Annotated in this window: 22 protein-coding genes; 11 read left to right on the forward strand and 11 right to left on the reverse strand. The window is 70.1% G+C overall.

Annotated elements, in window-relative coordinates; genetic code table 11:
* Nucleotides 1-96: 96 nt before the first annotated feature.
* Together ABD378_RS12655 and ABD378_RS12660 are read right to left on the reverse strand one after the other, a co-directional pair.
* Nucleotides 97-942, reverse strand: a complete 846-nt coding sequence (locus ABD378_RS12655) for an ABC transporter permease (protein WP_344520769.1) — start codon at nt 940-942, stop codon at nt 97-99.
* Complete coding sequence (locus ABD378_RS12660; protein WP_344520770.1) at nt 939-2,033, reverse strand: ATP-binding cassette domain-containing protein; 1,095 nt, start codon at nt 2,031-2,033, stop codon at nt 939-941. The genes ABD378_RS12655 and ABD378_RS12660 overlap by 4 nt, the downstream gene beginning before the upstream one ends.
* Nucleotides 2,034-2,133: 100 nt before the next feature.
* Here ABD378_RS12660 and ABD378_RS12665 point away from each other — a divergent pair, with 100 nt between their 5' ends.
* Entirely contained in the window at nt 2,134-2,919 is a 786-nt protein-coding gene (locus ABD378_RS12665; RefSeq protein WP_344520771.1) for a TetR/AcrR family transcriptional regulator, read from the forward strand.
* Nucleotides 2,920-2,950: 31 nt separating this feature from the next.
* Nucleotides 2,951-3,376 carry a PPOX class F420-dependent oxidoreductase gene (locus ABD378_RS12670; RefSeq protein WP_344520772.1) on the forward strand — a complete coding sequence of 142 codons (426 nt, stop codon included), beginning with the start codon at nt 2,951-2,953 and terminating at the stop codon, nt 3,374-3,376.
* A 42-nt stretch (nt 3,377-3,418) separates the two neighbouring features.
* Here ABD378_RS12670 and ABD378_RS12675 read toward each other — a convergent pair whose 3' ends face one another.
* On the reverse strand, nt 3,419-4,426 hold the full coding sequence (locus ABD378_RS12675) for a TolB-like translocation protein (RefSeq protein ID WP_344520773.1): 1,008 nt from the start codon (nt 4,424-4,426) through the stop codon (nt 3,419-3,421).
* Nucleotides 4,427-4,522: 96 nt separating this feature from the next.
* Between ABD378_RS12675 and ABD378_RS12680 the strand changes: the two genes are divergently transcribed.
* Nucleotides 4,523-5,284 (forward strand): SGNH/GDSL hydrolase family protein, encoded by a 762-nt coding sequence (locus ABD378_RS12680; protein ID WP_344520774.1) that lies wholly within the window; start codon nt 4,523-4,525, stop codon nt 5,282-5,284.
* On the opposite strand, the gene ABD378_RS12685 is transcribed toward ABD378_RS12680, so the two are convergent.
* Nucleotides 5,274-6,059 (reverse strand): zinc metalloprotease, encoded by a 786-nt coding sequence (locus ABD378_RS12685; protein WP_344520775.1) that lies wholly within the window; start codon nt 6,057-6,059, stop codon nt 5,274-5,276. The two genes, ABD378_RS12680 and ABD378_RS12685, sit on opposite strands and share 11 nt — an antisense overlap.
* A gap of 175 nt (nt 6,060-6,234) precedes the next feature.
* Between ABD378_RS12685 and ABD378_RS12690 the strand changes: the two genes are divergently transcribed.
* Nucleotides 6,235-7,524 carry a DUF418 domain-containing protein gene (locus tag ABD378_RS12690; protein WP_344520777.1) on the forward strand — a complete coding sequence of 430 codons (1,290 nt, stop codon included), beginning with the start codon at nt 6,235-6,237 and terminating at the stop codon, nt 7,522-7,524.
* 67 nt (nt 7,525-7,591) lie between these two features.
* Here ABD378_RS12690 and ABD378_RS12695 read toward each other — a convergent pair whose 3' ends face one another.
* Nucleotides 7,592-8,098: a carboxymuconolactone decarboxylase family protein gene (locus ABD378_RS12695; RefSeq protein WP_344520864.1), complete on the reverse strand. Its 507-nt coding sequence runs from the start codon at nt 8,096-8,098 to the stop codon at nt 7,592-7,594.
* Between the two features lie 24 nt (nt 8,099-8,122).
* Between ABD378_RS12695 and ABD378_RS12700 the strand changes: the two genes are divergently transcribed.
* The 3 genes from ABD378_RS12700 to ABD378_RS12710 all read left to right on the forward strand — a co-directional run bounded on the left by ABD378_RS12700 (nt 8,123) and on the right by ABD378_RS12710 (nt 10,379).
* Entirely contained in the window at nt 8,123-8,674 is a 552-nt protein-coding gene (locus ABD378_RS12700) for a MarR family winged helix-turn-helix transcriptional regulator (protein ID WP_344520779.1), read from the forward strand.
* 72 nt (nt 8,675-8,746) lie between these two features.
* Nucleotides 8,747-9,337 carry a Uma2 family endonuclease gene (locus ABD378_RS12705; RefSeq protein ID WP_344520780.1) on the forward strand — a complete coding sequence of 197 codons (591 nt, stop codon included), beginning with the start codon at nt 8,747-8,749 and terminating at the stop codon, nt 9,335-9,337.
* Nucleotides 9,338-9,386: 49 nt separating this feature from the next.
* On the forward strand, nt 9,387-10,379 hold the full coding sequence (locus tag ABD378_RS12710; protein WP_344520781.1) for an aldo/keto reductase: 993 nt from the start codon (nt 9,387-9,389) through the stop codon (nt 10,377-10,379).
* Nucleotides 10,380-10,532: 153 nt separating this feature from the next.
* Here the strand turns inward: ABD378_RS12710 and thpR are convergent, their stop codons facing one another.
* Nucleotides 10,533-11,102, reverse strand: a complete 570-nt coding sequence (gene thpR / locus ABD378_RS12715; protein WP_344520782.1) for an RNA 2',3'-cyclic phosphodiesterase — start codon at nt 11,100-11,102, stop codon at nt 10,533-10,535.
* A 158-nt stretch (nt 11,103-11,260) separates the two neighbouring features.
* Between thpR and ABD378_RS12720 the strand changes: the two genes are divergently transcribed.
* Complete coding sequence (locus ABD378_RS12720) at nt 11,261-11,767, forward strand: GNAT family N-acetyltransferase (RefSeq protein ID WP_344520783.1); 507 nt, start codon at nt 11,261-11,263, stop codon at nt 11,765-11,767.
* A gap of 33 nt (nt 11,768-11,800) precedes the next feature.
* On the opposite strand, the gene ABD378_RS12725 is transcribed toward ABD378_RS12720, so the two are convergent.
* Nucleotides 11,801-13,141, reverse strand: a complete 1,341-nt coding sequence (locus ABD378_RS12725; RefSeq protein ID WP_344520784.1) for an MFS transporter — start codon at nt 13,139-13,141, stop codon at nt 11,801-11,803.
* Nucleotides 13,142-13,234: 93 nt separating this feature from the next.
* Complete coding sequence (locus ABD378_RS12730) at nt 13,235-13,672, reverse strand: MarR family winged helix-turn-helix transcriptional regulator (RefSeq protein WP_249589249.1); 438 nt, start codon at nt 13,670-13,672, stop codon at nt 13,235-13,237.
* A gap of 143 nt (nt 13,673-13,815) precedes the next feature.
* On the opposite strand from ABD378_RS12730, the gene ABD378_RS12735 reads away from it, so the two are divergent.
* Nucleotides 13,816-13,998, forward strand: coding sequence for a ribbon-helix-helix protein, CopG family (locus tag ABD378_RS12735; protein WP_344520785.1), 183 nt, complete (start codon nt 13,816-13,818; stop codon nt 13,996-13,998).
* A gap of 19 nt (nt 13,999-14,017) precedes the next feature.
* Here the strand turns inward: ABD378_RS12735 and ABD378_RS12740 are convergent, their stop codons facing one another.
* Entirely contained in the window at nt 14,018-15,466 is a 1,449-nt protein-coding gene (locus ABD378_RS12740; protein ID WP_344520786.1) for an NCS2 family permease, read from the reverse strand.
* A 216-nt stretch (nt 15,467-15,682) separates the two neighbouring features.
* Between ABD378_RS12740 and ABD378_RS12745 the strand changes: the two genes are divergently transcribed.
* Nucleotides 15,683-15,958 carry a DUF2530 domain-containing protein gene (locus tag ABD378_RS12745; protein WP_344520787.1) on the forward strand — a complete coding sequence of 92 codons (276 nt, stop codon included), beginning with the start codon at nt 15,683-15,685 and terminating at the stop codon, nt 15,956-15,958.
* A 112-nt stretch (nt 15,959-16,070) separates the two neighbouring features.
* Entirely contained in the window at nt 16,071-18,473 is a 2,403-nt protein-coding gene (locus ABD378_RS12750; RefSeq protein WP_344520788.1) for an HAD-IC family P-type ATPase, read from the forward strand.
* Between the two features lie 10 nt (nt 18,474-18,483).
* Here the strand turns inward: ABD378_RS12750 and ABD378_RS12755 are convergent, their stop codons facing one another.
* Nucleotides 18,484-18,774 carry a hypothetical protein gene (locus ABD378_RS12755; RefSeq protein ID WP_344520789.1) on the reverse strand — a complete coding sequence of 97 codons (291 nt, stop codon included), beginning with the start codon at nt 18,772-18,774 and terminating at the stop codon, nt 18,484-18,486.
* Between the two features lie 20 nt (nt 18,775-18,794).
* On the reverse strand, nt 18,795-21,947 hold the full coding sequence (locus ABD378_RS12760) for a sacsin N-terminal ATP-binding-like domain-containing protein (RefSeq protein ID WP_344520790.1): 3,153 nt from the start codon (nt 21,945-21,947) through the stop codon (nt 18,795-18,797).
* Nucleotides 21,948-22,344 lie beyond the last annotated feature (397 nt).

Raw genomic sequence — 22,344 nt, forward strand, 5'->3', positions numbered from 1 at the left:
GACAAAGCTCAGGTGCGTCGTGGCTGGTCGCGCCCACGCGGCGGAGCCGCACATGTATACAGCCCCGCGCCCCTTCGGGGCGCACCCCTCAGCCCCTCAGCGGCTCAGCTGCTTGAACTTCCGTACCGCAAGCGGCAGGAACAGCAGCGAGATCGCCACCGGCCAGACCACGGCCATCAGCACGGCGTTCTGCTCGACCCAGCTCGCCCCGCCCGCCCCGGGGTTGCCGAACAGTTCGCGTGCCGCCGTGCCCGTGGAGGACACCGGGTTCCATGCGGCGATCGGCGCCAGCCAGTCCGGCATCAGGGACGGCGCGACGAAGACGCTGGAGATCATGGTCAGCGGGAAGGCGACCGCGTAGAGCCCGCCCGCCGCCTCCGGTGTCGGCACCACGAGGCCCAGGAACACGCCCACCCAGATCAGGCTGAACCGCAGGAACAGCAGCAGCCCGAAGGCGGCCAGGGTCTCAAGGAGCCCCGCGCTCGACCGCCAGCCGATGGCGAGCGCGGTGAGCGCGAGGATCGTCAGTTCGGCGCAGGCCACGATGAGGTCGGCGAGTCCGCGCCCGGCCGCCACCGCCGAAGGGGCCATCGGCATCGAACGGAAGCGGTCGATGACGCCCTTGGTGGAGTCCGTGACCACCGCCATCGCGGTGTTCATGAAGCCGAAGGCCATGGTCATCACGAACATGCCGGGCATCAGGAACTGCTTGTAGTCGCCGTCCTCGCCCCCGCCTGGCACCTTCATCGCCTCGCCGAAGACGAATCCGTACAGGAGCACGGAGATGATCGGGAAGCCCAGCTGCCAGGCGATGTTGGCGGGCTGGCGCTGGAAGTGGGTGAGGTAGCGGCGGGTGACGTTCCAGGTGTCGGCGAGCGCCCAGTAGAGGCGTCCGCGCGGAGGCTGTGTGTCCGTGGCATCCGCGGTCAGTACGGCGCTCATGCCGCCACTCCCGTCTTTCCGTCGATCGTCTTTCCGTCGGTGGTCTTTCCGTCGGTGGTCTTTCCGTCGATGGTCTTCTCGTCGTTGTCGGCGGCCGATCGCCCGGCCGCGTCCGCCTCGCACTCCGTCCGGTGTCCCGTCAGCCGCAGGAACACGTCGTCGAGGCTCGGCCTGCGCAGCGCGATGTCCTCCACCACGACCCCTTGGTCCTGCAGGGTCCGCGCCACGTCCGTCAGCGCGCCGACCCGGTCGGTCACGGCCGCCTGGACGCGCCGCTCCAGGTCGATGGCCTCGGGCACGCCCTCCGCGACACGGGAGACGGCCTTCATGGCCGCCGGCAGATCGGCGGCCTCGCGCACCACGACCTCCAGGTAGCTGCCGCCCACCGTGTTCTTCAGGCCGTCCGGGGTGTCGTCGGCGATGGCGCGGCCCTGGTCGATGACGGTGATCCGGGAGGCCAGCTTGTCGGCCTCCTCCAGATACTGGGTGGTGAGCAGGACGGTCGTGCCGTCCGCGACCAACTTCCGTACGGTGTCCCAGACTTCGAGGCGGCTGCGCGGGTCGAGCCCGGTGGTCGGCTCGTCCAGGAAGAGGACGGCGGGCGCGAGGATCATCGACGCGGCGAGGTCGAGCCTGCGCCGCATGCCGCCGCTGTACTGGCCCGCGCCCTTGCCGGCCGCTTCCACCAGGTCGAACTGCTCGAGGAGTTCCTGGGCGCGCAGCGCGGCCCGCTTGCCGCCCAGGTGGAAGAGGCGGCCGAACATCTCCAGGTTCTGCCGCCCGGTGAGGACCTCGTCGACCGCCGCGTACTGGCCGGTGAGTCCGATGCGGCCGCGTACGACATCGGGGCTGCGGACGACATCGGCGCCCGCCACCTCCGCCCGGCCGCCGTCGAGGCGCACCAGCGTCGAGAGGATGCGCACCGCGGTGGTCTTGCCCGCGCCGTTCGGGCCGAGCAGTCCGTGCACCGTGCCGCGCTCCACGTGCAGATCGAAGGCGTCCAGGGCCTTCTTCTCGCCGTATCGCTTGTCGAGCCCATCGGCCCGCACCGCGTATTCGATCTCGCTCACTGCCCCTCCAGCATCCGGCATCCAACATTTGAGTACGGCGTACCCAATTGAGAGTACACCGTACCCAATTTTTCGGGTACGCCGTACCCAATTACCGAATACGGCGATTAGGCTGAGCGCCATGACGAGCACGAACGGCGGCGACACCCAGCGCACCGGCAGCGACATCACCCGCAGCCTGGAACTGCTCTGGGGCGAGGGCGAACGCCCCACGCGGGGCCCCAAGCCCGGACTCACCCTGGACCGGATCGTCACCGAGGCGGTGCGCCTCGCGGACGCCGAAGGGCTCTCGGCGGTCTCGATGCGCCGCCTGTCCACGGAGCTCGGCACGGGCACGATGTCCCTGTACCGCTACGTCCCCGGCAAGGGCGAGCTGCTCGACCTGATGCTGGACCGCGTGAACACGGTGTCCGGAGAGAGCCAACCCCCGCCCGGCGGCTGGCGCGAGGCCGTGGAGGCGTACGCCCGCGAGACCCTCGTCCTGCACCGCGAGCACCCCTGGCTGCTCCAGGTCAACCAGGCCCGCCCCGTGCTCGGCCCCGGCTCGGTAGGCGGCCTGGAGCGGACCCTGTCCGGGATCGAGTCCATGGGCCTGACCGACCCCGAGCTGATCGGCGTGATCGTCATGGTCGAGGGGTACGTCACCGGGGTCGCCCGCACCCAGCTGCACGAGGTGGAGGCGACGAAGAAGAGCGGCCTGTCGGACGAGGCGTTCTGGGAGGCGCAGTACCCGACCCTGGAGCGGATCATGAACAGTGGCCGCTACCCCCACCTCGCCGGTCTCTCCGACGACGCGTTCGGCCGCGACTTCGACCATTTCGAGTTCGGCCTGCAGCGCCTGCTGGACGGCCTGGACGTCCTGGTGGCCGGGCGCGAGGCGGAAAACCCGGACACCCGGAAGGCATGACAAAGCGGGCGATCAGTGCCTTGATGGAGGCATGACGCCGACACCTGCGAGCCCCGCGGACCCCGGAGCGAGCGCCGTCCTCGCCCCGTTCGTGAAGCAGTACACCGTCCTGCTCACGAGCCACAAGAAGGACGGCACGGGCGTGGGCACCCCCGTCAACATCGTCGTCGAGGGCGACCACGCGTACGTGCGCACCTACGCCAAGGCCTGGAAGGCCAAGCGCATGCGCCGCAACCCCGAGATCGAACTCGCCCCGTCGACACTGCGCGGCGCTCCGACCGGGCCCACGGTCAAGGCGCGGGTGCGGCTCCTCGACCAGGGCGGCGAGGAGAACAAGCACGCGGCGAAACTGATGCGCCGCAAGCACCCGGTGCTGCACGGGGTGTTCGTCCCGCTCACGCACAAGGTGAAGCGGGACAAGACGCTGCATTACGAGGTGCGGGTGCTTGGCGAGTAGCCCGGACAGCAGCAGCCCGGACAGCCCCCGCCCGCGGTCCTGCTACCTCCGCCGGAGCATCCGCTTCAGACCGAGGAAGGCGGCGAGCACGACGGCGAGGGCCAGCGCGCCCACCTTGAGTTCACCGTCGACCCCGGAGCCCCCGCCGTTCCCCGCCTCACCCGAACTCCCGCCGCTGGAGGGCGAGTTGTGGCCGCCGCCCGCGCCCGCGACCTCGACGGGCTCGACGTCGCCCTGCTCGCCCTCGGTGCCGTACATGAGGGTCGTCCCGTCCGTCGTGTACGTCACGGACTCGCCCTGCCGCTGCAGCGGGACGCTCAGGCGCCCCTCGCGCTCGGGCTTCTCGCCGTCTCCCTTCCAGGTGTACGAGACCCCACCGAGATAGCCCCGCAGCGCGAGCTGCTTCCCGTCGGGCGAGAAGGCACCGTCCGTGGTCCAGAGCCCGGTGTCGCCGAGACGCTTGAAGACATTGACCCCGGAGGCGGACATCTGCTCGGGCCCTTCGTACAGGCCGCCGCCCTCCTCCTTCTTGTCGGCGATGTAGATCCGCCCGGTCTTGGGATGCACCATCAGCGCCTCGGCGTCGCGCGCCCCGTCCTCGTACTTCACCGTGTACTGGGTGGCGCGGACGGTCTGGTCGCCCAGCTTCTTCGGCTCGGGCAGCTTGTAGATCCATACGTGGGACCAGGTGCCGCCGAGGTTGTCGCCGATGTCGCCGACGTAGATGTTGCCGTCGCTGCCGACGGAGACGGCCTCCACGTCGCGGGGCGTCCCGACGCCGGTCATGGTGACCGTGGCGACGGTCTTGCCCGTCCTGCCGTCCACCGCGTAGAGCAGCGCACCGTTCTTGTCCTGGTCGTTGTGCGTCCAGTAGACGCCCGGGTGGGCGCGGGAGGCGGCGAGACCGCTGGACTCGATGATGCGGGGGTCCTTGATGGTGAACCCGTCGTGGCTGTCGTCGGCGGCGGCCGGGCCCGCGGCACTCAGCAGGACCAGGCACCCGGCACCGACGGCACCCGTGGCACCCGTCAAAGAACGCAGTGAACGCATGGGCCAAGACTGCCACCCCGCCGCCGGGGGGCGGACCTTCGGCGGGTGTTCAGCCTCACATCGCAGGCCGGGGCCTTGATCCGGGATGATGAGCGGATGCTCAGGTTCATGTTCGTCGGTGACTCGATGACGATCGGCAGCGCGGGGGAACACACCTGGCGCTACCGCATGTGGCGGCACTTGCGCGGCTCGCTCGGCGACGACGGCTTCGCCATGGTGGGCCCGCGCCGGACGCTGCACGACAAGGCCTCCGGTGAACCGGTCTCGTACGCGTACGCCTGCGCGGACCCGGACTTCCCGCGCCACCACTTCGCGGGCTGGGGCGAGGGCTGGCTGCACATGGCACCGCAGATCGCGGACGCGGTGCGGCAGGACCGCCCCGACGTGCTGCTGATCTCCCTCGGCCTGATCGACCTGGGCTTCTACACGAACGCGGAACAGACGGCGCAGAACATGCGCCGCTTCGTGGCTCAGGCCCGCTCGGCGAACCCCCGCGTCCGCCTTGTCCTGCTCCCCGTGATCCCGAACGTCCGGGCCAGGACGGACGCCCCGTTCGCGGCGGAGGTCGCGCGCTTCAACGTGCTCCTCGCGAAGGCGGTGGCGGACCTGGACACGGGCGCGTCCCCGTTGCTCCTGGCCTCGACGCCGCCGTCGTACGACATCGACGTAGACACCTATGACGGGACACACCCGAACGCGAGCGGCGAGCACAAGCTGGCGGCGGCGTTCGCGGACGCGATGCACCAGGCGTGGGGGGTGGGGGCGCCGTACGAGGCGGCGCCCCTGTCCCTGTCCCCGAACCCGTCCCTGTCCCCGATCCCGACCCCGCCCCTGAACGAGCTTTCGGCTACCGGCTGAAGTTGGCCTTCAGGGCCTTGAGCCCGGCGATGTCCCACTTCGTGTACTGCCCGGCGTACTTCTTGACGCGGGTTTCGCTGCCGCCCTTGGCCCTGCCATGGCCGCCGTTGGGGGAGCACATGAGCGGCAGGTCCTTGCTGCTGTTGGAGACGCACTCGTAGGGGTCGGCGGTGTGGTTGGCGTCCGGGCCGTCCACGTTGGCGTGGTCGAGTCCGATCGAGTGCCCGATCTCGTGGCTCATCATGTTCGAGACGCGGGCCGGGGACGCCGCCCAGTCGCCCGGGATCCAGTACTCACTGTCGACCCATATCCAGCCGCCCCACGCGCTCTGGTTGGCAGTGGCCGAGCAGGGGTGCGCCTGGGAGTAGCCCGGCTTGTTGCCGGGGGTGAAGGGCCGGTACTTCAACCCCACGGTGATGACGTGACGTTCGGCCGTGGAGCAGTCCTTCTGCTCCTTGTGATAGCCGCTGGCCAGCGTGAACTTGGTCCCCGTGATGGAGGTCAGCTGCGCGGCGGTCTTCTTCAACTGTGCCCGCAGCTGGGCCTCCGCGGCCTTGTTCTTCGCGGCGGATAGCTTGGTGGCGGACGTGCTGGGCTTGACGATGTGGATGACATACGGATCGGGGCTGAGCGACTCGATCCCCCTGCCGTTCAGGATCCGCCATCCGGTGCCCTTGTAGACGTCCCCCGCGGCATGGGCCGGATTGCTGAGCGCGACGAGCCCCACGCCGGCGGCGAGCACGCCCACAGAGCGAGCGATCTTCTTCATGGTCATGACCGCATCCTCGCCCACCCCGCCAACAACTCCCCAACACCCCCTGCCCGGAGGCACCGTGAGCCCCTGCCCCTCCTAAGGTCGCGTGTCCCCCGCACAGCCCATATACCTTCGGCAGCCGTCGAAGGCCGGAAGGCGGATGTGCGCCCCATGGCCGTCTTCCTAGCGTTCGGGCATGACGGTCGAGAGCACTGACGAGGCCACACCCCGGACCCGGACGGCCACACGGAACGCGCCCCGCCGCGCAGGCGTGCTGCCCGGCGAGCGGGCCCTCGCGCCCGATCTCGCGCGCGGGCTCATGCTGCTGTTCATCGTGCTGTCCAACACCGCGTTCCACCTGACGGCGGCCCGGCACGGGCCCTCCGGGTGGCAGCCGGTGGACGGCGGTTGGGCCGATCACGCCGTGCAGTTCACCATGATCACCGTCCTTGACCTGCGCATCTATCCGCTCTTCGCGTTCCTCTTCGGGTACGGGATGATGCGGCTCTTCCTGCGGCAGACGGCCGCGGGGACCCCGGAGCGCGAGGCCGTGCGGCTGTTGCGCAGGCGCAGTCTCTGCCTGATCGTCATCGGCCTTCTGCACGCCACACTGCTGATGGCCGGGGACATCGTCGGCTTCTACGGCCTCCTCAGCCTCGCCCTGGGCTGGCTTTTCCTGCGGCGCGGCGACCGTGCGCTGAAGTGGTGGATCTGGATCGCCACCGCTCAGTTCGTGCTGCTTGCCGCCGAGCCCGTCGTATCCGCCGCGCTTGCGGGCGAGTTGGGCACGCTGGGCGACGCGGGCGCGGATCCAGGGGCGGACGCGTACGCGGCGGGCGAGGGGAGCTGGCTGACGGCGGCCGGCACCCGCTTCATGAGCGGCCTGTTCGTCACCTTCGCGGCGGCTCCGCTGTCCCTGGTGGGCGGCGCGTACGTCATCTTCCTGCTCGGCTTCTGGGCCGCGCGCAAGGGTGTACTGGAAGAGCCGGGGCGCCACTTGCCCTTGCTCCGCGGGACCGCCGTGATCGGCGTCGCGGTGGGGTGGCTCGGCGCGCTGCCCGCGGCGCTGGCCCACGTCGGGGCGATCAGCGTCCCGGACGACGCGCAGAGCGAGGGCGGGGCGCTGACCCTGCTGCGGGACGCCACGGGGAACGCGGCCGGTCTCGGGTACGTGGCGGCCGTGGCGCTGTTCGTCCACTGGTGGACGAGGCGCGATTCCCGCCGGGGAGCGAAGACCGCCGCAGCCGTCACCGCCATCTCCGCCGTCGGCAAGCGCTCCCTCTCCTGCTACCTCGCCCACTCCCTGATCTTCGCCCCGGTCCTCGCCGCCTGGGGCCTTGGCCTCGGCGAGCATCTGACGAGCGGGACCATGGCGCTGTTCGCGGTGGGGGTGTGGCTGGTGACGGTCGCGGGGGCGTACGCGATGGAGCGGGCGGGGCGACGAGGGCCGGTGGAGGCGGCGCTGCGGCGGGTCATGTACCGGTAGACCCGGTTCCGGTGTGTTTCCTCAGGGCGCGCTGTGGGACGCCTGTGTCACCCCGCCCCCCGAGGACTCACGTGGCGCGCGTCAGGCGGTTCGCCAGCGTCGACATCGTGTACGTACCGATCCCCATCACGACCTCCAGGGCGTTGCGCTCCGTGTAACCCGCCGCCAGGAACCCCTTCAGCTCCTCGTCCCCGACGCCACCCGCGGTGTCGAGCACCTCCAGCGTGAACTGCCGTATGGCGTCCAGCCGTTCGTCGCCCGGTGCCCGCCCCTCACGGAGCGCCGCGATCACCTCGGCGTCCGCGCCCAGCTTCCGCAGCTTGGCGGTGTGCATGGTCACGCAGATGTGGCAGTCGTTGCGTACGGCGACGGTCATGATGACGACTTCCCGGGCCACGGGCTCCAGCGTCGTCCGCTCGAAGGACGCGCTCAACTCCAGGAAGCCGTTGAGCAGTTCGGGTGATTCCGCCAGAAGGGCCACCGCGCTCGGCGTCTTCCCGAAAGCGGCGGCCGTGCGCTCCATCGCGGCGCGGGACTCCGCCGGCGCGGTTTCCACGGTGTGCTCGGTGAACAAGGCGGACAAGAGGTACCCCCTACGATGGACAACGTGGTTGACGAAAATAAAGTAAACCAGGTTGTCGATTCACGCAAGGGTGATCCGGCGGGGAAGGACGCGCCGCCGGACAGCGACGGGCGCGGCTTCGAGCTGCCGCTGCTCCTCTTCGCCGGGTTCCGCACCCTGATCGACCGGCTCCACGCCGAGCTGGCCCGCCAGGGCCACCCCGACGCGCGCCCGGCCCACGGCTTCGCGATGCAGGCGATCGGCGCGCGGGGCGCGAGCGCCAGCGAGGTGGGGCGAAGGCTGGGCGTCTCCAAGCAGGCCGCGGGCAAGACCATCGACCGTCTCATCGCCCTCGGCTACGCGGAACGCACCGACGACCCGGCCGACGCCCGCCGCAAGCTGGTCCGCCTCACCCCGCACGGCATCGACGCGCTGCGCCGCTCGGCGGCGATCTTCGACGAGCTGCACGCGGAGTGGGCGAGGCAGCTTGGCGCGGGGCGCCTTCACGCGATGGAGGACGACCTGCGCGCCGTCGTACCGCCGGACGCGTTCCGCCTGGACGCGGCGGGCTGGCTGGGCGGCTCGTGACCTTGCCTCCGTGCGTATCGTTGTACTGCGCGGCTGCACTCGACCGAGAGGCGGCCGGGGAGGAGCGCCACGATGACCGTCGCAGAGACCGACAGGATCGAGATGGCCGACCGCAACACTGAGCTCACTCTGGACGCGATGTTCGAGTGGCTTGAGAAGATGCCCGTCCCCGAGGGAATCAAGACCGAGATCGTCGGGGGACACATCTTTATGTCACCGCAGCGGGACACCCACTGGGACATCACCCTAGACATCATTGAGCAGTTGCGCGCCAAGTATCCGCGCAAGCGCCTGAAGTCCGACGTCCGCATCGACTACCCGGGGCACCTCAACGGCTTTGCCAGCGACGTGACACTGGTGGCAGAAGGCGCCGTCATGAATGACAAGCAGCAGTGGCGTTCCCAGGACGTCGAGTTCGTGGCCGAAGTGATCTCCAGGAGCACGGGGATGAACGACTACGGCGCGAAGAAGGCCGCGTATGCCGAAGCCGGAGTTCCCGTCTACCTCATCGTCGACCCGTACCAAGGTCGGTGCCTGCTCTACACCGACCCAAAAGACGGCGAATACGACACCGACCGGAAGTTCGTCTTCGGCGACGTCGTGGACCTCACCCACACCACTGTCGGCCTCACTCTCAAGACCGACAAGTTCCCCCGCGACTGACCCGACTCCCCTTGCCTAGAGCCCACTCCAAGTCGTTGGCTAGGTACCCATGAAGTACACGCAGCTGGGACGCACAGGACTCAAGGTCAGCCGACTCGCGCTCGGGACCATGAACTTCGGGCCACTGACCAACGAGCCGGACAGTCACACGATCATGGACGCCGCGCTCGACGCGGGCATCAACTACTTCGACACCGCCAATGTCTACGGGTGGGACGAGAACAAGGGCCGCACCGAGGAGATCATCGGCACCTGGTTCACGCAGGGCGGCGAGCGGCGCGACAAGACCGTGCTCGCCACCAAGATGTACGGGAACATGGCGCTCGACGGGAAGCCGGCCTGGCCCAACCACGATCTGCTCTCGGCGGTCAACATCCGCCGCTCCGTGGAGGCATCGCTCAAGCGGCTACAGACCGACTACATCGACATCTACCAGTTCCACCACATCGACCGCCGCACTCCCTTCGAGGAGATCTGGCAGGCGATCGACACCCTCATCACGCAGGGCAAGATCCTCTACGCGGGGTCAAGCAACTTCCCCGGATACAAGATCGCCCAGGCCAATGAGATCGCCAAGCGGCGCGGCAGCTACGGCCTCGTCAGCGAGCAGTGCCTCTACAACCTCGCCGAGCGCAGCGCCGAGATGGAGGTGATCCCGGCCGCCCAGGACTACGGCCTCGGCGTCATCCCGTGGTCGCCGCTGCACAGCGGACTGCTCGGCGGCGTGCTGAAGAAGGAGGGCGAGGGCTCGCGGCGCACCAGCGGCCGGGCCGCCTCGGAGCTCGCCAAGCCCGAGGTGCGCGCGCAGGTCCAGGCGTACGAGGACCTGCTCGACAAGCACGGCCTCGCACCGGGCGAAGTGGCGCTCGCCTGGCTGCTCACCCGGCCCGGCATCACAGGCCCGATCGTCGGTCCGCGTACGTCGGAGCAGCTCACCAGCGCACTGCGCGCGGTCGAGCTGGAACTCTCGGACGAGCTGCTCGACGCCCTGGACGAGATCTTCCCGGGTCCTGGTCCTTCGCCGGAGTCCTTCGCCTGGTAGCAGGCGGCAACGGCGCCGGGCAGGACTACGCGGCCGCGGTCATCGCCGACGCCTCACTGGCCGACCGCGGCCGCCACCGCGACGACTACGAACATCAGCACGAGCACACCGGCCATGATCTGGTTCCTGGTTTTCGGGTTCACGTAGTCGAGGTTAACCGGCTCCGCCCAGTGGCCATCGACCGACCACCTCATAGCGGGGCCGCTCCCCCGGCACCCCGCTCCTGGGCAGATTGCTTCGTACGAGGGTCAGCTCGGCCACGGTCCACTCCCCGCCCTCGAAGTCCGCGAGGCCGTCGACGTACGCGCGCAGGGAAGGTTCCCCGTGGCCGCGGGCCAGCGTCAGGTGCGGGCGGTAGTGGCGGTGCTCCTCCATGGTGATGTCGGACTTGCGGGCCGCGGCGTCCGCCCGCCGGGCGAGGAGACGCAGGGTGTCCACGTCACCCGCGGCCCCGGTCCACAGGGCGCGGTCGCCGAAGTGGCCTCCGCCGTGCAAGGCCAGCGGGAAGGGGGCCGTGCGCCGTGCCGCGCGGGACAGTCGCTCGGACAGCACAGGGACGGTGCCATCCTCGACCTCGGCCATGAAGGCCAGCGTGAAGTGCCAGCTCTCGCGGGGCGCCCAGCGGAGGTCTTCGGCGCCCGGCAGGGTCTTCAACTTGTCCACTGCGTATGCCAGTTCGTCCGCCGCCGCGGGGGGCGGCAGCACGGCCGCGAAGAGTCTCATGGGGTTGAGTCTCGCCTCCGGCGGTTCTTTTCCCCAACCCCGCCCCTTCCCGAAAACCCGCTCTGGCGCGGGAGCCTTGGTTGCCGTTGATCACCGGCTCCGCCGAGTTCGTCCTCAAACGCCGGACGGGCTGAAATGGCTTGGGGAAGGATGACCGGATGGATCACATAACCATCCGCCCCGCCGGCCCCGACGACATCCCCGCCGTCCTTGCCCTCTTCGACGAAGCCGTCGCCTGGCTCGTATCGCAAGGACGCACCGGACAGTGGGGCGACAAGCCCTGGTCGACCAACCCGAAGACCATCGCCCTGGTCGAGAAGTACCTCACCACCGGCTCCGCCTGGATCGCGGAGATCGACGGGGAGGCGGTCGGCACGGTCACGTTGACCGACGGGCCGGGGGACTACATCGCTCCGGTGGACGAGCCGGAGCAGTTCATCCACCTGCTGGCCTCCCGGCACGGCTCAGGCGCCGGCTCCGCCCTCCTCGCGCACGCGGCAGAAGAAACCCGGAGACAGGGAATCTCCCTGCTCCGGGTCGACTGCTACGCGGGCGACGACGGCAAGCTCGTCGCGTTCTACGAACGCAACGGCTTCACGCCCACCGAGGCCTTCCTCGCCCAGGACGGCACCTGGCCGGGCCAGATCCTGGCCCGGCGCGTCTGAGCCGGAGAGGCTCAGCCACAGAGGACAGACGGCCTACGCCGCCGTCGCCAGCTGCTCCCGCGGCACGAACTGCACGTGCTGCTGCCCGCGCCGCAGATCCACCTTCAGCCGCAGATTCGCGGCGCGGGCCAGCATCAGGCCGACACCGACCGCTGCCACGGCGCATATGACGCCGCCGGCGGCCATGCTGACGCGCACTCCGTACGCGTCCGCGAGCCAGCCGAAGAGCGGGCCGCCCAGGGGCGTGCCGCCGGTGAAGACCATCATGAACAATGACATGACGCGGCCCCGCATCTCGGGGTCCGTGGCCATCTGGACCGAGGAGTTGGCGGTGACGTTCACCGTCAGGCCGAGGATGCCGATCGGGACGATCAGCGCCACGAACATCCACAGCTCGGGCGCGAACGCGGCCACGATCTGCAGCACGCCGAAGGCGATCGCGGCCCCGGCGAGCAGCCGCAGGCGTGAGGTCCCGCGACGGGCCGCAAGGAGCGCGCCGGCCAGGGAGCCGATCGCCATCAGGGTGTTGAACAGCCCGTACATCCCCACGCCGCCGTGGAAGATGTCGTCCGCGAAGGCGCTCAGCCAGATCGGGAAGTTGAACCCGAAGGTGCCGACGAAGCCGACGAGGACGATCGGCCAGATCAGCTCGGGGTGCTTGGAGACGTAGTTCAGGCCTTCCTTCAGCTGCCCCTTGCCGCGTGGCTTGCGCGGGGTCGGGTGCAGCTCGCGCGTACGCATCAGCATCAGGCCGGTGAGCGGCGCGAGGAAGGACAGGCCGTTCGCGAGGAACGCCCAGCCGGGGCCGACGGCCGCGGTGAGACCGCTCGCCACGGCGGGGCCGATGAGGCGGGCGGACTGGAAGTTCGCCGAGTTCAGCGAGACGGCGTTGCGGACCTGGTCGGGTCCCACCATCTCGGACACGAAGGACTGCCGGGTCGGGTTGTCCACGACCGTGACGAGGCCCGTGAAGAAGGCCGCGAGGTAGACGTGCCAGACCTGGACGTTGCCGCTCAGCGTGAGCGCGGCCAGGAACAGGCCGCTGATGCTCATCGCGCCCTGGGTGCAGAAGAGCAGCTTTCGCTTGGCGAAGCGGTCGGCGATGACTCCGCCGTACAGGCCGAACAGGAGCATGGGCAGGAACTGCATCGCGGTGGTGATGCCGACCGCGGCCGAGGAGCCTGTGAGGCTCAGGACCAGCCAGTCCTGGGTGATGCGGGCCATCCACGTACCGGTGTTGGAGACAACGGCGACGGAGGCGAAGAGCCGGTAGTTGCGGATCTTCAGCGAGCTGAACATCGACGACTTGGCGGCTGGGGTGCTGTCGAGGGCGGTTGGTGCGGGGGCGGAGTCTGCTCCGGATCCCGTACTCAAAGTGGGTTCGCCTCCTTGGCGTCGTTCGGCACACGGCGGGCCGGAGTCTGCCGCATGCGCTGTCTACAGATGTCTATCGATGTGTATGCATGTCTACAGATGGGCGAGCTTCTCCAGGACGGGGGCGGCGGCGCGCAGTCGCGCCCACTCGTCCTCGTCGAGGTGCTCGGCCAGACCGGCCAGCCAGGCGTTCCGCTTGCGGCGGCTCTCCTCGAGCATGGCCTCGGCCGTCTCCGTCTGGGTCACCACCTTCTGGCGGCGGTCCTCGGGATGCGGCTCGAGCCGGACGAGACCCTTGGCTTCGAGCAGTGCGACGATGCGTGTCATCGACGGCGGCTGCACGTGTTCCTTGCGGGCCAGCTCACCGGGGGTGGCGTGGCCGCAGCGGGCGAGGGTGCCGAGCACCGACATTTCGGTGGGGCTCAGCGATTCGTCGACCCGCTGGTGCTTGAGTCGACGGGACAGGCGCATCACGGCGGAGCGCAGGGAGTTCACGGCGGCGGCGTCGTCACCATGGGAGAGGTCCGGCATGTTCGTTAGAGTAACTCATTACTCTAGCTAAAGACCACTCGATTCCCGCATCAAGGGCCACAGAACCCTTTCGTCACCCATATGAGTGAGGTGACTTCGGAAAGTGAGACACGGCCCGCGGGGCGGCAGCGACGCTGTCACGCATGGGATCGACAGTGCTCAGCCTGCGGATAGACGGTGAGCTGCTCGACCGGCTCAAGCAGCACGCCGCCAAAAGAGGAATGAGCGTCCAGGACTATGTGACCGGGACGCTCATCCGCAACGACTTCGACGAACGCTTCCAGAGCGCCGTCGAGGAGACAGAGAAGTTCTACGGGGCGGCCTGACGGCCGCCCCCACCGAGGCTTACGTGAGGCCTAGCGCCGGCATCAGGTAGTAGAAGGCGAAGACGGCCGACACGATGTACATCGCGACCGGCACCTCACGGCCGCGGCCCGAGGCGAGGCGCAGCACGGTGAAGCTGATGAAGCCGATGCCGATGCCGTTCGTGATCGAGTACGTGAACGGCATCATCAGCATCGTCAGGAACGCCGGGATCGCGATGGTGAAGTCGGCCCAGTCGATCTGACCGATCGAACCGGACAGGATCAGGAAGCCGACCGCGAGCAGCGCGGGCGTGGCCGCCTGGGACGGGACCATCGTCGCGATGGGCGTGAGGAACAGCGCCACGGTGAACAGACCACCGGTGACGATGTTGGCGAAGCCCGTACGGGCGCCTTCGCCGACGCCCGCCGTGGACTCCACGAAGCAGGTGGTGGCCGAGGAGGACGAGGCGCCACCGGCGGCGACGGCGATGCCGTCGACGAAGAGGACCTTGTTCATGCCCGGCATGTTGCCGTTGGCGTCGGTCAGCTTGGCCTCGTCGCCGATGCCCATGATCGTGCCCATGGCGTCGAAGAAGCAGGACAGGAGCACGGTGAAGACGAAGAGGACGCCGGTGAGCAGGCCGACCTTGTCGAAGCCGCCGAACAGGCTGACCTGACCGACGAGGCCGAAGTCCGGTGTCGCGACCGGGTTGCCGGGCCACTCGGGCGTCGTCAGGCCCCAGGAGGGCACGGTCGCGACCGCGTTGATGATCATCGCGGCGATCGTCATGACGACGATGCTGATGAGGATCGCGCCGGGCACCTTGCGCACGAGGAGCGCGAGGGTGAGCAGCGCGCCGAGCACGAAGACGAGGACGGGCCAGCCGTTGAGGTGCCCGTCGCCGCCCAGCTGCAGCGGCACCGTGGTGTGCGCGGCGTCCGGGATGCGCGAGACGAAGCCGGAGTCGACGAGGCCGATCAGCATGATGAAGAGGCCGATGCCGATCGCGATGCCCTTGCGCAGGCCGAGCGGCACGGCGTTCATCACGCGCTCCCGCAGGCCGGTCGCCACGAGCAGCATCACGACGAAGCCCGCGAGGACGACCATGCCCATCGCGTCGGGCCACGACATGCGCGGCGCGAGCTGGAGGGCGACCACGGTGTTCACGCCCAGGCCCGCGGCGAGCGCGATCGGGACGTTGCCGATGACGCCCATGAGCAGCGTGGTGAAGGCGGCGACCAGGGCGGTCGCGGTCACCAGCTGGCCGTTGTCGAGCTGGTGTCCGTACATGTCCTTCGCGCTGCCCAGGATGATCGGGTTCAGCACGATGATGTAGGCCATCGCGAAGAAGGTGGCGAAGCCGCCGCGGACTTCCCTGACCAGGGTCGAGCCACGCTCCGTGATCTTGAAGTACCGGTCGAGGCCCCCCTGCGGGGCATTCGGATGCGGCGGTTTGGCGTCGACCGGAGCGGTGGCCGAGGGGGACATGGGGGACCTCGATGACCTGTGATGAGGGAGATGCGCCGAACTCGAACGAACTCGTAGATTCGTACGAAAGCAATCGGCCATTAATGAGCCGTTTCAGTATGAATACATGAGGGAGAAATCGCTATCTCCGCGCGTAGACCCTTGGGGCGCAAGGGAAACGCAGGCCCGCGTGAGGGCTCCGGCTCAAGGCTCAGGGGCCAGGCATAAGCTGTGGCCATGGAGAAGTGGACACCCAAGCACGACGCGCCGGAGCCCCTGGAGGGCCCCGTCGTCGCCACCATCACGGGCGGCACGATCCTCTGGTTCGTCCTCTTCCTGGTGCAGCTGCCGTTCTACGGCTGGTTCGACGACCGCGACGCCACCTGGTGGGTGTGGACCTGCCTGGCCGGAGCGGGCCTCGGCCTGATCGGTATCTGGTACGTGCGGGGCCGTGACGCGGCGATCAAGCGGGACGCGGAGCGCAAGGCGGCGACGGCTGCCACGGCGGAGTAGCCGCGCCCGGGGAGCCACCCGTACAACCACGGGTGTGTCCACGTCCTACTGTGGTCGGATCTTTGGGGCACTCGAGGGGTGAACCCCCCATCCCGCCCGTACCGTCGAGGGCATGACGCATATCGACGCGGGCGCCGAACTCGACCCGGTCCACCCGGTGGCACCACCCACCGGACGCGCGACGGGTCTCAGCCCCGCCGAGGTCGCAGAGCGGGTCGCACGCGGCGAGGTCAACGACGTACCCATCCGCAGTTCGCGCTCGACCACCGAGATCGTCCGGGCGAATGTCTTCACCCGCTTCAACGCGATCATCGGCGTGCTCTGGGTGATCATGCTCTTCGTCGCGCCGATCCAGGACTCCCTCTTCGGCTTCGTCATCATCGCCAACACGGGCATCGGCATCATCCAGGAGCTGCGCGCCAAGAAGACCCTGGACGGACTCGCGGTCATCGGCGAGGCCAAGCCCACCGTGCGGCGCGGCGGCATGGCCGCCCAGATCTCCACCTCCGAGATCGTCCTGGGCGACCTCGTGGAGCTGGGCCCCGGCGACAAGATCGTCGTGGACGGCGAGGCGGTCGAGACCGACAGCCTGGAGGTCGACGAGTCGCTCCTGACCGGTGAGGCCGACCCGGTCATCAAGAAGCCCGGCGACAGGATGATGTCGGGCTCGTTCGTGGTCGCGGGCGGCGGCGCGTTCACCGCGACGAAGGTCGGCCGCGAGGCGTACGCGGCTCAGCTCGCCGAGGAGGCGAGCCGCTTCACGCTCGTCCACTCCGAGCTGCGCACCGGTATCTCCACGATCCTCAAGTACGTGACGTGGCTGATGGTCCCGACCTCGATCGGCCTCATCATCAGCCAGCTCGTCGTCAAGGACGACAACTTCAAGGAGTCCATCGCCTACACCGTGGGCGGGATCGTCCCCATGATCCCCGAGGGGCTCGTGCTCCTCACCTCGGTCGCCTTCGCGATCGGCGTGATCCGCCTCGGCCGCCAGCAGTGCCTCGTCCAGGAGCTCCCCGCGATCGAGGGCCTGGCCCGCGTCGACACGGTCTGCCTCGACAAGACGGGCACCCTCACCGAGGGCGGCATGGACGTCACCGAGCTGCGTCCGCTGAACGGCACGGAAGAGGCGTACGTACGCAGGGTCCTGGGCGCCCTCGGCGAGTCCGACCCGCGGCCGAACGCGTCGCTCCAGGCGATCATCGACTCCTACCCCGACAGCGAGGAGTGGCGCTGCACCGAGTCGCTGCCCTTCTCCTCGGCCCGTAAGTACAGCGGCGCCTCCTTCAGCGAGGGCGACGGCAACGACTCGACGTGGCTGCTCGGCGCCCCCGATGTGCTGCTGCCCGACGGTGACCCGTCCCTCGCCGAGATCGAGGACCTCAACCAGCAGGGCCTGCGCGTGCTGCTCCTCGCCCGCGCCGCCGGTGAACTGGACGACCCGGACGTCGCCGCGGGGGCCCGCGCCACCGCCCTGGTCGTCCTGGAGCAGCGGCTGCGCCCTGACGCTGCCGACACCCTGCGGTACTTCGAGGAGCAGGACGTCAGCGCCAAGGTCATCTCCGGTGACAACGCGGTCTCGGTGAGCGCGGTCGCGGGGAAGCTGGGCCTGCCGGGCGCGGAGAACACGGTGGACGCCCGCCGCCTGCCCACCGAACAGGGCGAGATGGCCGAGGAGCTGGACGCCAACTCCGTCTTCGGCCGCGTCACCCCCCAGCAGAAGCGCGACATGGTGGGCGCCCTCCAGTCACGCGGCCACACAGTCGCGATGACGGGCGACGGCGTGAACGACGTCCTCGCCCTGAAGGACGCCGACATCGGCGTCTCGATGGGCTCGGGCTCGGAGGCGACGCGGGCGGTCGCCCAGATCGTGCTCCTGAACAACAGCTTCGCGACGCTGCCCTCGGTGGTCGCGGAGGGCCGCCGGGTCATCGGCAACATCACGCGGGTGGCGACGCTGTTCCTGGTGAAGACCGTCTACTCGGTCGTCATCGCGCTGTTGGTGGTCTGCTCACAGGTGGAGTACCTGTTCCTGCCCCGCCACCTCACTCTGCTCTCGACGCTGACGATCGGCGTCCCGGCGTTCTTCCTCGCCCTCGCGCCCAACAAGGAGCGGGCCAAGCCCCACTTCGTACGAAGGGTCATGCGGTACGCGATCCCGGGCGGTGTCGTCGCGGGCGTCGCCACCTTCTGTACGTACCTCCTGGCGCGCCACCACTACGAAGGGGCGGGCGCGCGGGAAGCCGAGACCAGCGCGGCCACGCTGGCGCTGTTCCTGATCGCCATGTGGGTGCTCGCGATCATCGCCCGCCCCTACACGTGGTGGCGGCTCGGCCTGATCGGCACGATGGGTCTCGGCTTCCTGCTGGTGCTCACCGTGCCGTGGCTTCAGGACTTCTTCCAACTGAAGCTGGTGGGCACGACGATGCCGTGGGCGGCGGTCGCGATCGCGGCGGCGGCCTCACTGGTCATCGAGGTCATCTTCCGCTGGGTGGGCCGCCGCTTTCCGGCGTAGGGCCCCTGGGTCAACGGCTTTCGGTGTCCTTGGGGTGCGTGCGGTACTCGGCCGGGTCTGCCTTGATGCGGGCCGTGGCACGCCAGCCGGCGATGACCTCGGCGGCGTTGCGGTCGAGGTCCTCCCGGATCTCCGGCTCCGCCAGGTGCCGCGCCCAAGGGAAGACGTCCGGTATGGCCAGAAGCAGTGCGCGGGCGCTCGTGTCGTGGCGCATCAGGGCGACGAACACCCGCGAGGCCGTGGTCAGCGACTGGTCGCGCTGGTCCTCGCGGTCGGCGTCGGTCGAGCGAAGCCGGTCCATCCGGTTGCCTTCAAGTGCCCTCAGTCGAACCAGCGGTCCCGCTCCAGCTCATCCGTCCGGGAGGGATCTTCCAGCAGCGCCGCGACCTCGAAGCGGCGCGGCCACTGGCCCGCCGCCCAGGCGAGACCGGCGGCGACGCCCTCCAGCGTGGCGGCGTGGATGGTGCCGTCCGGCGTCCGGCGCCAGTCAAGCTCGACGCCGCCGGCGATCAGTTCCTCGTGCTCGATGTACGTCTCCGGGGTGGCCGGACCGAGCAGCGTACGGACCGACTCCGGCACCGGATGCTCTTCACCCTCCCCCGCGGGCTCCACGGCCGCCGTCTCGCTCAGCCTGCGCACCTGGAACAGCTCGGCCAGGTCCGCCGCCTTGCGGGGCTGCACGGGCAGCAGCGCCATACCCCCGGCAAGCGGCAGCAGGTCCGGGGCGTCGGCGACGACCGCGTCCGCCACGTCGACCACCACGACCTCGCCGTCCACGACCGCCCGCACATCGTCCGGCAGCGTCACCTGCTCCGGGTCCAGATCGGCCAGGGCGCCGTACAGCGCGTGCAGTTGGGCCGCCGAAACGGTCCTCTCCGGGTCCGCGAGCCGGTCGAGCAGCTCGGCGGCGCCGCCGGGCTCCTCCAGGAGGGCGGCGACCGACGTGCGGACGCCGAGCGCGCGGAGCACCTGCTCGTCGTCGAAACCGGACGCGTCGGCGGCGTCGTAGAGCCCTTCGAGCAGCGGGTCGCCGCCCGATGCCCGAAGACCGGCGGGGCGCCGACCGCCGAGCACCGGATTCCCGCGCAGCCACCAGGCCGTGTACGAACGGACGGTCTCCGTCGTGCCGTCCGGGAGCAGGATCCGCAGCGGCTGCGTCAGCGCGTCCCGCAGCGGCGGGCGCGAGAGCATCGCCAGGGCCTGCGGCCAGCAGTCCTCGTCGACCAGATCCAGATCCCGTACGGCGATGATCTCGGTGGCGACCGGCGGCACGGGCGTCTCCGGGATCCGGTCGAGCACGTCCTCGCACCACACGTCGACCGCGTCGAGCAGACCGGCGTCGTCGGGCTCGGCGAAGTCGCCGTCGCGCGGCTCCAGTTCGTCAGGGTCGAGTACGACGTCCGTGGCGCGGACCAGCGCGAACGTGGCGAGCACACCGCACGCCGCGAGGGGCTGCTCGCCCCAGCGCTCAGCGAGCTCGGCGTCCACCGTGGCGAGTTCGTCCTCGCGCATGACCTGGGCGAAGGCGCTGCCGGGAAAGACGAGTTCACCGGCGGGAGCGAGATCGCCGTCCTCGTCGTCGGGGAGCGCGAGCGCGCCGAGCCAGGGCTCGTCGCCGGGCGCGAGGTTCGCGTCGCGCACGAGCGAGAGCACGATGTCCGCCAGCTCCTCGGCGTCCGGCGCGTCCTCGTCCCACGTGTCGTCGTCGAGCGACGCGGCGACGGCGGCGCGGACCTGCGGGGTCGTCAGGACGGCGCGGGGCGTGGCGGGCAGGGCGCCGAGCTTCTCCAGGAGGGGATGCACGGCATCGGGGTGCGCGACCTTCAGGCCGAGGCGGACGAGGGCGGCGGGGTCGCTGTCGTCGCCGATGACGGGCAGGAGGACCTGGCGAGGCCCGATGGTGGTGCGCCCGTCGGCGAGCGGGACAGGAAGCCCGGTGAGGCGGTCGGGGTCGACACCGGCGAGGGTGTCGTAAAGCCGCCGCCACCAGCCAGGCTCCCGCTCGAGCCCGGCAAGCCGGTCGATCGCCTCGGTCAGCGGGACGCGGGCGACGCCGAGGGTGCGCAGCTCGGCGCGCCGCTCAAGTCCGGCGGGAAGCAGGCTCGGCAGCACGTCCGCGAGCACGCGTACGGTCTCGGCGCCCGCGCCCTCCACGACCTCCGCGTCACGCGGCCGCAGCGCGACGGGGACCTCCCACTCGGGTACGTCGGGTACGTCGGGGTCCTCTTGGGGGACGGCCTCCACCGCGGGCGGCAGGAATGCGGTGCGGGGCAGCCGGTCGAGGATGGCCTGGCGCAGCGCGCCGTCCAGTTCGCTCTTGCCGAGCGGGCCGGGGACGAGGCTGATGATGCCTTCCCCGACGGGCCGCCAGTCGGCGAGGAGTTCGGCGTACGCGTCGGCCGCGCGCTGCACGAGGAAGTCGGTGAGGGGTCCGGGCGCCGCGTGCCGCCGGGTCGTGTCGAGAGGGAACGAGGCGATGAGCAGGGCAGGCACCCCGAGCGGCTCGTCACTCGGGGTCGGCGCGTGCAGGACGGGGGCGCTGCGGGGCGGCTGCGGGGCGCCCTCACGGTCGGTGGGTACGGCCCAGGTGACGGACCAGTGGGGCCGCAGCCGCTCCTCGACGGGCCGGTCGGCGAGGAGGTCCTGCTCCAGGGGGCCTTGCTTGCTGACAGTCCGCCAGCGGGTGGTGCCGTCGCGGGTGTCGGACACATCGACGTGCCCGGATCCGGGTTCAGCGGTGCGGCGCAGGGTGCGGGGCGTCTGGTCCCCGACCTGGACGACGACTTCTTCGAGGCCGGGAAGGGCGAGGAGGAGAGCGTCATCGATCCCGTCGAGCAGCCGTGCGACGAGGTCCTCGGCGGCGGCGTCGCGCAGCGGCAGGATGACGACGGTGTCGTACCCGTCCGGGGCGGTCCCTTCGGCGGCGAAGGGCAGCCGCAGCAGGGGTACGTGCCCGTCGCGGCGCCTGATCTCGTCCCCGAGCCCGGGGCTGAACCGGGCGGTGTCGGCGGCGAGTTCGCGGGCCTCGCCCAGGGACCAGCGGACGCCGCCGGTACGGCCGACGAGGGCGGGCTCGTCCGAGACGGCGAGCACGGCGGCGAAGCCGACGCCGAACCGGCCGACGGCGCCGTTGTTCTGCTCCTCCCGCTTGGCGGAGGCGCGGAGGGTGGAGAGGGATTCGACCCCGGTGGCGTCGAGGGGGGCGCCCTTGTTGGCGGCGGCGAGGACTCCGTCCCGGAGGGTGAGGGCGAGCCGCCCCGGGGCGCCTGCGCGGGCCGCCGCGTCGGCGGCGTTCTGGGCGAGTTCGACGACCAGGCGGTCCCGGTACCCGCCGAGGGCGAGGTCCTCCTCGGCGTTGGCGTCCTCGCGGAACCTGGCCGGACTCGCCGCCCAGGCGTCGAGGACGCCCCGGCGGAGCCGTGCCGTGCCGAACGGGTCAGTACCCTCGGCCGCCGGCCGCACGGTCTTGCTCACGGTGTCGTCTCCCTCGCTTGGTTCGCGGGGCGAACGGTATCGCGTCCTGACGTCCCCCCGATGGGCGCCAGCCCCCCGACTGGCCGGGTCTCACCTCCCCTACGGGGCCACGCCTACGCCTCCGGCGCGCGTCCAACCGCTGCGCGGCGAAGGAGACACACCCGCGCTCCGCGCGGATCTTCCCACCCACCCACCCGATCACCCCGCAGCGCAGGGCGCCTGTAGGGGCACTGTGCCACCTGCGGCCCGGTGGCCGTCTACCCCGCGCTCCGCGCGGGATCTCTCCCGCCCACCCACCCGATTACCCCGCAGCGCAGGGTGCCTGTAGGAGCACTGCGCCCCGCAGAGGCAGCGTGCCACCTCCGGCCCGGTGGTCGCCTACCCCGCGCTCCGCGCG

The organism is Streptomyces rectiviolaceus (genome assembly GCF_039533825.1).
Classification (GTDB): domain Bacteria; phylum Actinomycetota; class Actinomycetes; order Streptomycetales; family Streptomycetaceae; genus Streptomyces; species Streptomyces rectiviolaceus.